Here is a 12866-nt window from a genome sequence, read left to right as displayed (position 1 = left end):
CGTATGGGGAATGGCTCAGGGTTTCAACAGCCTTAGTCCATTCAGAATCACGAGAATGGTGCTGACTTCATGACCGATGACCCCCATTGGGAGCGTAAGACTTTGAAAAAAGTTTGCGCTGATCAGGATCAAGATGACGCTGACAGAGAAAATTAAATTTTGAATAATGACCCGGTTCATTCGCTTGGACAGGTTGACGGACAGATTAATTCTGGAAAGATCATTTTTCATCAGGACGAGGTCAGCTGTATCAATCGCAACATCGGTTCCTGAACCCATGGCGATACCAATGTCTGCTTTCGCAAGAGCCGGGGCATCGTTGACGCCGTCGCCGACCATGATGACGGACGTATAGGATTCTTTCAGTTTTTCCACTTTGCGGACTTTTTCCTCCGGTAAGCTCTCTGAGAACCATTCGGAAACACCGGCTTCCTGCGCAATTGCTTTGGCCGTCTGTTCCTGGTCGCCGGTAATCATCACGGTACGAATCCCGTTTTTATGGAGGGTTTCAAGCGTTTCTTTGACGCCTTTGCGGAGCTGATCCTTAATGGCGAAAACCCCTGCGAGTTCATGGTTCTTTGCGACACAAACGATGGTATTTCCTTCTTTTTGCCACGCAGTGATGGTGGACATCCATTGATCATCCTGCTTAGCCACATCCATACGCTTCATGTAGCTGAGGCTCCCTACATACCAGGCATCACCATTGACACTGGCTTTGACACCGAAGCCGGTAACGTCTTCCACATTGTTCAGTTCAACCTTTTCCTTGCCCTTGGGTACATGACGATCACAATACGATACGATGGCTTCAGCAAGTGGGTGATTTGATTGTTTTTCAATGGCAGACACGATGTCCAGCACACGTGATTCCTGATCGTGCGTGAGGAAGTGCGTCACTTTCGGGGCACCTTCTGTAATTGTCCCGGTCTTATCAAATGCGATGACATCAGCCTTCGAGAGCTGCTCCATGAATACCCCGCCTTTCATGAGCACCCCGTTACGTGCGCCGGTTGAAATGGCTGAAAGCATGGCTGGCATGACCGAAGCGACGATGGCACAAGGGGAAGCGACAACAAGCAGGACCATCGCCCGGTAAAATGTGTCTGTGAACGGCCAGCCGAACACGGTATATGGGATGATGAGCATGAGGGCAGTTATAATCAAAACCGTGATGACGTAAGGTCCTTCAATTTTCTCGATCCAGCGCTGGGTTTCCGGACGTTCAGTCTTGGCCTGCTGGACCAGGGTAATCATTTTCTGGAACAAAGAATCTTCATTCCGGCGGGTCACTTCCACCGTCAGGGAGCTGCTGTTATTCAACGTGCCGTTGAACAGTTCACTGCCCTCAATTTTTTCGACAGGTACGGCTTCACCGGTGAGTGTTGATTCATCAACGGTGGAATGGCCTTGTAAGACGACACTGTCCACGGGGATTCGTTCATTTGGACGAACGAGTACGCGGTCACCGATGGCAACATCGTCCAAAGGGATCGTTTTGTGGTCACCATCCGTGGTGATGATTGTCGCGGTGTCGGGTGCCAATGAAATGAGTGAAGAGAGATCCTTCTCACTTTTTTGCATCGTGTACGTTTCGAGTGCGCCGCTGATGGAGAAAATGAAGATCAGAATGGCACCTTCTTCCCAATAACCGATGGATGCGGCCCCGACAGCTGCCAGAATCATCAGAATTTCGGCGTTCAGCCGCGTATTATTCAACAGGTCATATAACCCTTCTTTTGCTTTGTAATAGCCGCCGACACCATAAGATAAGATGAAAAAGAGTACCGCGGCGGTGCTCACTTCCTGGCGATCGAGGATAAATCCGATGAAAAGAAATAAACCGCCCAAGCCGGCAAAAATTAATTCGCGGTGTCTCATGAGGGATCTCAGCCACTGCGATTGGTAGCTCTCATTCGTATTGGTGATGATGGTTGATTCGGTTTGCATGGTCATTCCCTCCTGTCTCTCCTTATCTTTACTATACCATGAAACAGAGAGAATTCAACGCTTAATTGAGAAAATTAATCTTAATTGAGAATGATGATCAACTAATGGAGCTATCATACAGGTAATTGAGAGAGGTTATCAAATAGGTGAATGATAATTGATATCAATAAACAAAAAGAACCTGATCAGCATCAGGTCCGGCACGGTTGTTATTCGTTTGTCAGTATGCCTTTTACAATATGGATCATGCCATTGACAACGAGAGTTGTTGTTGTCATCAGTGTCGCGATTTCAGCTGAACCACTTTCACTAAAAGCGCCAGTGGAAGGAAGCAGCGTAATGGATAGGATGAAGCTGAGGGGAGCGATCACGAGGAGAACGGCTCCTGATAAGATCCGTTTCCAACGATCTCCACGGCTGATGCGAATAATGACCGTGTTGAGCACCACAAGGAATGCGATAAAACCGATCGAAAATAGCAGCATAGTCAAACCTCCTGAAATTTATAAGTGGGATTAAGTGTAGCATATTTTTGAAGCGAATTGATGTTCCGTGACAGCAGTTGTCAGGGGTACCGCTAGAATGATACACAGATCAACTTGAAAAGGGGATGATGACTGTGACATCGAATACCAAGCTGGAATTTCTGAATCGTTATATTGCCTATTTTAAGAGAGACGACGTACCTTTTTTCTCCTGGCCGGATCAAAAAAACACGTCACACCGGGTAATGCAGATTCGCGGGCCTGATTATGATGAAGGGGTATCGGCATTCAAAAAAGATGCACAGGCATACGGGATTCTCAGAAAAGGGTACATGGAGATTGTATCGAACTTGCACTGCCTGCCCGACGAGGTGAAGATTTCAACGTTAAGCAATATCGAAACAGAGGCTCTCATCACTTATTATGTGCGGGGTGACCGGTTTTCATGTGGGTTTTTGGCCGCGGCGATTCAAAGAGGCATCCTGTTATCGGCCCTGATTCATTTAAGGAATTTGATGGAGCAAGAAGAAGGATGTCACTGAATCAGGAGGCGGGGCCCTCTGATTCAGGAGCATCACTGCGGAGTGATCAGGGCAAACGGATCCAATCCGATGCCAGGTAGTCATCTTGTTGCTTCGTGAGCGTCAGCCGGATGGCAGTGCCGTGCGGGATCCGCCAATCCCAGAATGTTTCAAGTCCGGTACCGGTTAAATGTGTCATCAGAACGCGAATGACCCCGCCGTGCGCGACGATGACATGTGAACTTTCCAACAAATCAGGACGATTGGCGTATTCAGTCCACCAGCCAAGTACGCGGTTGGAGAATTCGGCCGCCCCTTCCCCGTTCGGGATCGTACTCTCATGAAAGGAGTACAGCCAAGTATCAAAATCCGGGTTTTGTTTGAGATCTTCTTTTGTCTTGCCTTCCCAGTCGCCAAAATTCATTTCCCGCAAACGATGGTCAAAATGAATGGCAGTATCGGGGAACAGTCTTGAGGCGGTTTGCGTGCAACGGAGCAAATCGCTCGATGTCACGATCGGATTTTCAAGTGAATCAGCTACTGTTTTCAGTTTATCAATGACCGGGTAAGATTCTTCAAGAATGGGCTCATTGGTATGCCCTAAATATCTGCCGGTCTGATTCCAGCCGGTTGCACCGTGGCGTATGAGGTAAATGGTTGCTTCCTGCACGTCGATCATCACCTTTCAGTCAATTCGAATCAATGTTTTTATGCTACCATATACGGTCTTTATTTTGTTAGATTTTCTGATAAGATTAAAGAGGCTGATCAGAATTGAAAGGGTGGATGGAACGTGGAATATGAAATCAAGGGAACATTGCTCAGTGAAGAGGTCATTCAAAAACGAGTGAAGGAACTTGCGCTGGAAATTGAGGAAACATTCACAGGGGAGTCGATCACGCTGGTGGCTGTTTTGAAAGGCTCCTTTATGTTTGCCGCAGATTTGATGCGTCATATCAGTGGCAGTGTGGAAATCGACTTCATCAGTGTATCCAGTTACGGGAATCAGACGGAATCTTCGGGGAAAGTCCGGCTATTGAAAGATTTGGACTCCAATATTACCGATCAGAATGTGGTGGTGGTAGAAGACATCGTAGACAGCGGTCTGACGTTGCATTTTTTGATGGATCATTTCAAGATGCACCGGCCGAAGGCGCTGAAGATTTGCACACTTCTTGATAAACCGGAACGACGCGAAGTAGACGACCTGGTCTTAAATTTTGTCGGTTTTCAAATTCCTGACGAATTCATCGTCGGTTATGGCATTGACTACGCCCAGCAATACCGCAACTTGCCTTATATCGCCAGTGTTGCCCCGGCCAGCGTGAAACATTAATCGACAGGTATAGAAAACAGCCTCGGAGACTCCATTTTCCGAGGCTGTTTTAAGGATGACGTTGATTGTTATCCACCGGACAGAGTGTTTTTTTAATAGAAGGCAGTTGGTGCGTCCGACGGATCAGGAAGTGCGCTTGACCACCCTGCGAAGTGCCCTTCCGTATACCCGAACGTCATGAAATGCACAGCTCCGAATGAAAAAATCCCCGGACCGGGAGGCTTCAGCCTCGGATCCAGGGATTGGTCAGATGTGTTATGCGGCTTTCGTTACGCTATCTGCCTGCTTGTTCTTGAACACTTTGCTGCGAAGGTAAGGAACAACCCAGTAGTCGCCGCCGAATTTACCGGCGTTGTGACCTGCGGCAAGGATGAAGATCGACAGAAGGACAAGCCATGGGTTACTTGAAATGGTCCCTGCGAACATGAAAGCGAAGTTCATGACGACACCGAAGAAAATAGCGGCGGTTGTCAGGACACCGAGGATCAAGCCGAGACCGACGAGGAATTCTCCCCAGGCGACCATGAAGCTGAAGATGCCGGCATTCGGTAACGCGAAGTTTTCGATGAATGCGTGATACGTCGGGTATGTTGCCTGGACACTTTCGTTTGCGACGACACCGTTTAAGTAACCGGATGCGTCAAATGGTTCACCGGTAATTTTCCCCCAGCCCGCTGTGAGCCATTGCCAACCGATGTAAACGCGTAGAAATGTCAAAACCGCTGCGGCCACTTTGTTGTTTCTCAAAAAATCCATAATCATGATGTTTTCCTCCTCAGGAATTCTTGTATTGGGTGAGAACAAGTGACACACAGCAGAAAAAGGATGATGATTGCTGGTTGTTAGTGATCACTCACTCTCTGATTTCTTATCTTGAGTATACAACGGTTAAAGCAGTGTTAACCGGCCGAACTGTGTCCATTTTGTAGCGGGATTGTGAACGTTGTGTGTCACAAGTCCCGAAATTTCACATTTACTTCGTAAATCGAACTGCAGTCAATTTCCGATTGAAGATAGGAAATAAAAAAGCGTCAATCCCAGATAAACCGGGATTGACGCTTCCTTTTTTTGAGTGAAATCAAAAGCTGACAGCCAATTCTCTTGCTTCCTGACTGGCGCGAAGCTTGATTTCTTCTGCTTGTTCAGGTTGAGCGTTATGCCCTTCAACAAAGAGTGCATCATAGGATGGTACACCAAAGAACGTCATCATTTGGCGGATATAACGGTCGCCCATTTCGAGATCCGCAGCAGGCCCTTCAGAATAATTTCCGCCGCGTGCCTGAATGTGGACAGCTTTTTTATCTGTCAAAAGGCCGACTGGACCTTCTTCGGAATAACGGAACGTTTTTCCTGGTACAGCTACGGCATCGAGGTATGCTTTCACAACTGGTGGAAAGCCGAGGTTCCATAGCGGTGTTACGAAGACATATTTATCAGCCTGCATAAACTGTTCGTGTAATTCTGAGAGTCTGCCCACTTTCGCCTGTTCGGCTTCCGTGAGTTCATTGAACGCAATCCCTTCACCGAGTTTCCCCCAGCCACTGAATACATCTGAGTCGATGTAAGGAACTTCTGCCTTGAATAAGTCCACATGCTGAACCGTATCCTCAGGATGATGGGTCTGATATTCTTTCAAAAATGTCTCTCCGGTTGCCATACTGATGGACTGCGCTGCAGTCAAAGGATGAGCTGTAATATACAATACATTTGCCATGGTGCATCACCTTTCCTGTGTCTCTGTAGTAAAAATGGTACAAGCGTTATTCTATTCGCACTGCGAAATAAATGCAAAAGCTTTGCTCATCTCAATCCTGAATCCAGGTAAATTGACTCTCATTGTTTATTGGATAAGAGAGCAACCGTGTCTTAAGGCTCCGGAAAGGGAGGGATACAGAAAACAAGGTCAGCCCGTTATCACGGAGCTGACCTTCTTAGATAGTGCTTTATGGCTTCGGTTACCGCCTTGTAGACAGTAGCACCAATCGCTTTTCCAACCGGTGTGCCTGATCCTGCAAACGGCGTCAGGTCTCCGTTTTGCGTTGTGCCAATGGCAAGACTGTCCGTTGGTGTGCCGGTGGCCAATGTCCCGGTAAACCGGTCGGTTACTTCGAGGTCCTGTAAGGCCTTGGTCTTCGCCTCTGTGGCAGACATCATTGCATTGACGAGCGCCCCGTCGGTCAGATGAGCATCAATGAATACCATGATGTTCAATGTGCCGATGTGGCTGAGTCCTTCCCGTTTATCCGCAAGCGTGATGTCGACAGCATTCCCGATCCCCGCAGTTGCGAGTACCATGATATCGATCCCGTCGATGGTTTCCTTAACTGTTGCCGCATCGTCGAGGTGAACCGCTGTCATCATGCCGACGGTATTGTCCGGGGAAAGGCGTCGTTCACTCAGCCAGGCCGTCATGTCCGCCAAGGGTGTCACACCGTCATAGTGCGGATCCACATGGAAATTGCAGAAATGCTTCATCCATCCGATGCCGTCGCCTGTGACCCCGCTGGAAATCGTCCGCAGGGGCAGATCGAAGCTTACGCGGATCAGCTCTGCGCTTCTTGAAATGGTGACGTCTTCACCAAACTGAAACGAACCGCTATGGCTCGCATGGCCAGGTGTGATCGTGATTTGCGGCTTCGGCATTACAGGATGGGACTGGGCGTTGATCTTCACTTCATAAATGCTGGCAAGCTGCTCTTCTTTTCGAAGAATGTCAGGGCTTCCGGTGGTCACCAGACGCCCTTCGTTTAAAAGGCCTACCCTGTCAGCGTACAAGGACGCCACATTCAAATCGTGCAAAATGGCGAATACACTGAGCTGATGGGATTTTTGCCAGTCCTTCAGTAAATCAAGCAGTTGAAAGGCGTGACGGATATCCAGATGGTTCGTCGGTTCATCGAGCAGCAGCAGTTTCGGTTCCTGAGCGAGCGATTTGGCCAGAAGTACACGCTGCTTTTCCCCGCCGCTTAACGTGCGAAAAGGTCTGTTCCGGAAAATGGTCGTATCCGTCACCTTCAGCGCATGCTCGATCATTTCTTTATCACGTTTGGATAACGATTTAAACAAGCCATGTTGAAAAGCGTAGCGGCCAAGGCTGACAATTTCTTCGACTGTGAAGTCAAACGAGACGGTTGCTTCCTGAGAGAGAACGGCAATTTTCCTGGCCCGTTCTGCAGGGGGCAATTCATTGACCGCCTCTTGGTCCATCGTAATGGAACCCGATGAGAGAGGGAGCGTACCACTGATCAATTTGAACAGGGTGGATTTCCCACTGCCATTGGGGCCCAACAGGGTGAAAAATTCACCCTGCTCAACGGTCAGACTCAGATCGTGAATGACGGGTTTTGGCCCGTAGCCCCCAGTGACATGATCCAGATGCAGCATGCTCCTCACTCCTTTCCGAGGCGTTTTCGAATTAACAGCAGCGCAAAAACAGGTGCGCCAATAAGGGCGGTCAATACCCCGATTGGCATCTCCTGCGGTGCGATAATCGTGCGGGCTAAAAGGTCTGCGAAGACGAGGAAGCCCCCACCAGTGATAAATGAAATCGGCAGGACGTGGCGATGATTGGGCCCGGTCAGCAGCCGCACAAGATGGGGAATAACCAGCCCGACAAAGCCGATCGTTCCGGATACGGCAACGGCAGCACCAGTGAGAAGTGAGGCCCCTGCAACGACCACAATTTTACCGCGGCGGACATTGACACCGATGTGCCCAGCTGCTTCCTCGCCGAGTGCCATGGCATTGAGTTCACGGTAATAGACGAGAAGCATCAGGCTCCCTGTTACCAGAAACGGAACCAGGAGCTGGACATAGCTCCAGCCTCTCAGTGCAACACTGCCGTACAACCAGTAAATGATCCGGGTCATCGCATCCTGATCACCGAGGGCAATGAGTAACGAAATCAGCGCGCCGATAAAAGCACTCATGATGATACCGGCAAGGATGATCGTCTCAACGGCAAGGCTCCGGCTGGTCAATTGTACCAGTCCAAAGACGATCATCAGTGTCGCAAAGCCGAAGAGAATCGCCATCAAAGGCAAGGTGAAACCGCCTATGACAGGGAGACTGATCCCGAAAAAAATCACGATAACAGCGCCCAGCGATGCTCCGGAGGAGACCCCGATCGTATAGGGATCCGCCAGCGGGTTACGCAGCAGTCCCTGAAATGCTGCACCTGCGAGTGCTAAAGCGGCGCCAACGCCCAATCCGAGAAACACCCGTGGCAGACGGATGTTCCAGATGATCCGGCGCTCACCGTCCGTAATTTCGGGATTCGGCTGTAAGCCAAACAGGTTCTCTCCGACAATGTGGGCAATATGCCCAAGGGGAACATGCACAGAACTGATGGATAAGGATAAAAGCACAGCCCCAATGGTAAACATCAGGGCCAGTGTGTAAGTTAAAGCTGTGCGATTAATTGAAGACATCCGGGTAGATGAGTTCACCGAGCTGTCTCACTCCTTCAACGAGCCGGGGCCCGGGGCGGGAAACGGTATCGTTATCGATGTCATGGATTTCACCGTTTTCAACGGCAGGAATGTCCTGCCAGCCGTCACGCTCAGCAACTTCGTCAAAGGCGTCTTCCACGTAATAGCCATACGTTGTGATGATGACGTCAGGTGTCAGAGCGACCATTTCTTCTTCACTGAGCTGAACCCATCCGTCATGATCGGCAGCGGCATTGTCTGCGTTGATAATCTCAAGCATTTCGTGGAAGAAGGTTCCTGTACCTGTGGTGAAAATATCCGGAGACGGCGAAACTTCCGTCCAGACAAGCTGTCGATCTTCTTCAGATACCGCTTCAGCCTGTTCCCTCAGTTTGGCGACTTCCTCCTGCATTTCTGATGTGAGAGCCGTTGCTTCATCAATACGACCTACGGCTTCGCCAATCAGTTCTATGGAATCATATGTCGCTTCAAAGGATTCAATCCCTTCAATGACAAGATACTGGATGCCGGCTTCCTCAAATTCGGCTAACATGTCCTCATATTCAAAGAAGTGATAATCCTGAATGAACAGAAGGTCGGGTTCGAGGCTTATAATCATCTCGGCATCGATTTCCATCCCTCCGATGATGTCAATATCCTCGAGCTCTTCCATTGGATAATTATCGTTTTGGGAACGACCGATCAAGCCGTCACCTGCGTCGATGGCAAAGAGAATTTCCGTTGTACTCGGTAACAGGGATGCGAGTGTTTCCGGTTCTTCTTCAAGTGTGATGTCACGGCCGGAGTCATCAGTGATCGTGACGGGAAAGTCATCAGCAGCGGTTTCGGCATTATTGTCCGTACCGTTCTCATAATCCGTCTCATTTTCATTTGCGGCCTGATTGTTCGAGTTGTCATTGTTCACATTGTTCCCGTCAGGGTCTTCTTCATTGTTGCTGCATGCACTGAAGATCAGGGCTGTCGCAGCGAGACTTATCATCGTTTTTTTCATAGGTGCTTCTCCTCCTGGTTAAACTGAATTACGAAATCATGCAAGAAAAAAAACGCCATTCCTCATGAAGGAAAAGCGTCAGCTTATGTACTCTACATTAGCGTCAGGCAGGAATGAACAAATGAAAGCGTTCGAACCAAACCGGCACAGTGTAAAACATCCTTTTCCTCGAAGGTGTTTGAAAATACAGCATGGCAGGTCTCCTGACTCACACGTCGCATCCGGCAAAACGCCTTCCCATGAACAATTGTTCACAGTGGCTTTGTTAAGCGGATCAGTGTTTACAGTGGCGGGACCGTGCCGGAATTACACCGGCTTCCCTTTTCACCCCGGGGTTGAACCCCAGGGAACCTTGCTGTTGCTATGAAGTTGGCGTATCTTCGTGATTTCGTTATATTCAGTATAGCGATGAACGATTGAAATGTAAATTCAATTCAGAAAGAAAAAGGATTGAAGTCCTGATCAGGGCCTCAATCCTCTGGCAAATAAAGCGATGCTGCTTTCGATGAAAGATTCGGTAGGAAGCTTAGTGACCTGATTCCCGGAAATAAACTGTGCGGAAAAATGACCGAGATTCATCCACATAAAATTCAAGACCTGTTCATCCATGTTGAGATCGTTGGTGACGAGACCTTTTTTCTGCATCTCATTTAGATATGATGACAAATGGTTTCTCATCAGTTTCGGATTTTCAGTCAATCCTTCAGAAATTTCATCGTGAGCGCCTGATTCTTTGTAAGCAAGCCGGACGATATTTTTATGTTTATTCATAAAATCCTGGTAGGTGCGGCTCAGGTTTTTGAGATCTGTTTCAAGGTCATACGTCCAGTCTTCCGCAAAAATTTTTGAGCTTGAAAAGGTGTTGGTATATTTTTCAGTGATTTCATCCAGAATGGCCTGCTTATTCTTAAATTTCCGGAAGAGCGTCATTTCTGACACACCAGCCTCTGCAGCAATTACACGCACAGAAGTGGAGGAAAACCCTTTTTCGCACATCAGGTTGATGGCTGCATCCAGAATCCGTTCCTTCGTTTCATCCTGATTCACTTCGGACACTCCTTTCTATGTTCTTCTGCTTTCATCGTAACGTATGTGAACGGTTGGTAACGTCGAATATTGAATTATTCACAAATCTTTCGTATTATAAGAAATAGAGAATAAGCAGGAAAGTGTGGCGAGCCAAATGGCTGAAGTACAAAATATTAAAGCATTAAGACCAAAACGGAAGATTCTTGAGGTGGCAAAGAAGACGTTGAAGCTGTCGATTTCCGACGAAGGTCTGGTCGAGGAAATCCAGATGACTGTGGAAACCGGGGAGAAATCCCGCATTGACGAAGGGTATCAGTTTCATGGACATATCCTTGACGTCGTCCTGGATGCAGAATGCCGTGTTGTCCTGGAAATTCGTAAACCGAGTGAGTCCATCGATATTGAAGAACTGATCAGGGATGATGAATATGGTCAAGTGATTGATTTGAACGAAGCTTTTCCGGATCAGTTTCGATACAAAAATGAGCAGTCCGAAGTAGCAGATATCCCAGACGATGCGATGGGTTATGAGAAACTGTTTGCGGATATGCATGACCGTCTCCGTCAGGTTGACGTCTGGCGTAAGCAGCTTCCAAGGGAAGAGAGCCGGATGGATAAAGAAGTGAGCCGCTATTATCACGAGATCGAGCAGGAGAATTTCAATGCGGCAAGGGGTTATAAGCTGGCAAAAGAACTGCAAAAAACACTTCGCATGCGCCGTGTGATCAAGGTGCAGCGGACAGAACTGGAAAGTGTATCCAACGAACTGCAAACCGTTTTGGAACAGTTTGAGACGATTGAAAAGCGTCTCGGTAAATCCGGCGCATTCGGAAAAGAAATGGTAAGAGATTGGAAGGACCTTCTTAAAGATTAGGTACTGTTAAAGTCTGGTGTTGATATATAGTTTGAGGGAGCGACAGACGGCGACACTGCGGGAAAAGCGCAGGCCGAAAATCCAAATTCACGGAGTGGAATTCAGTTGAGGCAAGCCCGCGGTATGCGTCAGACGATAGCAACTGAGAACAACAACGAACGTTAACATACTAAAGAGTAAAAAGAGAGGAGATCGGGGACTTGCGCCCCGGTCTCCTCTTCTTTCTGTATTAATTTCCTGATGAACTGGTGGCGGCGACGGCACCGGCTGTTGCTGCCGCTACCATCGCGGCATTCTGTGCTTCCAAAACGGTATTCAAGCTGGCGTACATACTGACAGACAGTGATTCATCCGGATCAAGCGTTGTGCGCATCGTGATATTCGCGGCAACGAGGCTGTTCCAGTCTTTTTCCCACTTGAAGGATTTACGCCGGTTTAAGTCTTCCGAAGTTTCACTGATGGTATCAAACAGCAGGCTGTCCCCACCAGCCAATGCAAGCAGACCGGTCACAGGATAGTGCAGCCCTTTGTGTTTCATGCCGGAAAGCTTCCAGGATTCTCTGGCAGCAAGGGTTCTTGAGATGATCTCATCTGGACTGTGCTCGTCGTCAAGACTCAAAATATGACTCAGAAACTGCAGATCACTGCCTTTTCGAAAACCGTTCTTGGCCAGTTGCTCATAAAAATATTCGATCCGGCGCATGAGTTCATCTGTATCATGATGCTCTACTGCAAGGAGTGCAGCCAGAGGATAATCATATTCAGAAGTAATAAACGGGTGTTTTTTTCTCATTCCTTTATGAATTGCCATCGTCCGTTCCACATATTCGTCAAGCGACTGAACCTCATCCGCTTGAGAGAGAATAACAAGGGCTGTCGTATAAGACGCGGCACCTCTTCGGAACTTTTTTTTCACCAACAGATCATAGATCCGCTTCATGTAGTGAAAATTCGTCTTCGGATCATCATATTTCGTTTCGAGAATCGCAGCAACAGTGAGCCGTTTATCCTGTTTAAGCGGCGAAAACATGGAAGCATCTTTACTGATCCGGTTACACAGTCCTTTGAATTGCTGACTGTTAAATGGTATGTGCGGTTGAACGGCATACGTCATGGCCGCATGCAAGAGCACCTTCTTATTCACAAATGACCATTTGAATTCCTTTTTCATTTCGTCATAGATTTCTTCATAACGATTAACGACTGATTCCACTGACATAACGTCAAGC

The 12866-nt window shown here is 48.1% G+C and carries 13 protein-coding genes and 1 riboswitch; of the genes, 3 read left to right on the top strand and 10 right to left on the bottom strand.

Translation table 11 applies throughout. From position 1 onward, the window contains the following. Positions 1-15 precede the first annotated feature (15 nt). Together BBEV_RS12485 and BBEV_RS12480 are read right to left on the bottom strand one after the other, a co-directional pair. On the bottom strand, positions 16-1950 hold the full coding sequence (locus BBEV_RS12485; RefSeq protein WP_069365771.1) for a heavy metal translocating P-type ATPase: 1935 nt from the start codon (positions 1948-1950) through the stop codon (positions 16-18). Between the two features lie 209 nt (positions 1951-2159). Next, positions 2160-2435: a hypothetical protein gene (locus tag BBEV_RS12480; RefSeq protein ID WP_069365770.1), complete on the bottom strand. Its 276-nt coding sequence runs from the start codon at positions 2433-2435 to the stop codon at positions 2160-2162. A gap of 134 nt (positions 2436-2569) precedes the next feature. On the opposite strand from BBEV_RS12480, the gene BBEV_RS12475 reads away from it, so the two are divergent. Continuing rightward, the gene (locus tag BBEV_RS12475) at positions 2570-2977 is read left to right on the top strand and encodes a DUF6508 domain-containing protein (protein ID WP_069365769.1); all 408 of its coding nucleotides are present in this window, start codon (positions 2570-2572) and stop codon (positions 2975-2977) included. Between the two features lie 46 nt (positions 2978-3023). On the opposite strand, the gene BBEV_RS12470 is transcribed toward BBEV_RS12475, so the two are convergent. Continuing rightward, the gene (locus BBEV_RS12470) at positions 3024-3635 is read right to left on the bottom strand and encodes a histidine phosphatase family protein (RefSeq protein ID WP_084007380.1); all 612 of its coding nucleotides are present in this window, start codon (positions 3633-3635) and stop codon (positions 3024-3026) included. A gap of 114 nt (positions 3636-3749) precedes the next feature. On the opposite strand from BBEV_RS12470, the gene hpt reads away from it, so the two are divergent. Next, positions 3750-4292 carry a hypoxanthine phosphoribosyltransferase gene (gene hpt / locus BBEV_RS12465; protein WP_069365767.1) on the top strand — a complete coding sequence of 181 codons (543 nt, stop codon included), beginning with the start codon at positions 3750-3752 and terminating at the stop codon, positions 4290-4292. A gap of 255 nt (positions 4293-4547) precedes the next feature. On the opposite strand, the gene BBEV_RS12460 is transcribed toward hpt, so the two are convergent. The 6 genes from BBEV_RS12460 to BBEV_RS12435 all read right to left on the bottom strand — a co-directional run bounded on the left by BBEV_RS12460 (position 4548) and on the right by BBEV_RS12435 (position 10781). Continuing rightward, positions 4548-5054, bottom strand: coding sequence for a DoxX family protein (locus BBEV_RS12460; RefSeq protein ID WP_069365766.1), 507 nt, complete (start codon positions 5052-5054; stop codon positions 4548-4550). Positions 5055-5370: 316 nt separating this feature from the next. Continuing rightward, positions 5371-6006 (bottom strand): FMN-dependent NADH-azoreductase, encoded by a 636-nt coding sequence (locus BBEV_RS12455; RefSeq protein ID WP_069365765.1) that lies wholly within the window; start codon positions 6004-6006, stop codon positions 5371-5373. Between the two features lie 200 nt (positions 6007-6206). Further along, positions 6207-7676, bottom strand: a complete 1470-nt coding sequence (locus BBEV_RS12450; protein ID WP_069365764.1) for an adenosylcobinamide amidohydrolase — start codon at positions 7674-7676, stop codon at positions 6207-6209. 5 nt (positions 7677-7681) lie between these two features. Beyond that, positions 7682-8677, bottom strand: coding sequence for a FecCD family ABC transporter permease (locus BBEV_RS12445; protein ID WP_232318178.1), 996 nt, complete (start codon positions 8675-8677; stop codon positions 7682-7684). Positions 8678-8708: 31 nt separating this feature from the next. Continuing rightward, positions 8709-9734: an ABC transporter substrate-binding protein gene (locus tag BBEV_RS12440; protein WP_069365762.1), complete on the bottom strand. Its 1026-nt coding sequence runs from the start codon at positions 9732-9734 to the stop codon at positions 8709-8711. Positions 9735-9910: 176 nt separating this feature from the next. Beyond that, positions 9911-10104, bottom strand: a riboswitch (cobalamin riboswitch). 92 nt (positions 10105-10196) lie between these two features. Then, positions 10197-10781: a TetR/AcrR family transcriptional regulator gene (locus BBEV_RS12435; protein WP_069365761.1), complete on the bottom strand. Its 585-nt coding sequence runs from the start codon at positions 10779-10781 to the stop codon at positions 10197-10199. Positions 10782-10917: 136 nt separating this feature from the next. Between BBEV_RS12435 and BBEV_RS12430 the strand changes: the two genes are divergently transcribed. Further along, positions 10918-11637, top strand: a complete 720-nt coding sequence (locus BBEV_RS12430; protein ID WP_069365760.1) for a hypothetical protein — start codon at positions 10918-10920, stop codon at positions 11635-11637. A gap of 229 nt (positions 11638-11866) precedes the next feature. Here BBEV_RS12430 and BBEV_RS12425 read toward each other — a convergent pair whose 3' ends face one another. After that, positions 11867-12856, bottom strand: a complete 990-nt coding sequence (locus BBEV_RS12425; protein ID WP_069365759.1) for a DUF4003 family protein — start codon at positions 12854-12856, stop codon at positions 11867-11869. Positions 12857-12866: the final 10 nt, after the last annotated feature.

Origin of the sequence: Salisediminibacterium beveridgei, from assembly GCF_001721685.1 — a bacterium.
Taxonomy (GTDB): Bacteria; Bacillota; Bacilli; order Bacillales; family Salisediminibacteriaceae; genus Salisediminibacterium; species Salisediminibacterium beveridgei.
Note: the sequence above shows the minus strand (reverse complement) of the source record. Positions and strands in the feature narration are given on the sequence as shown.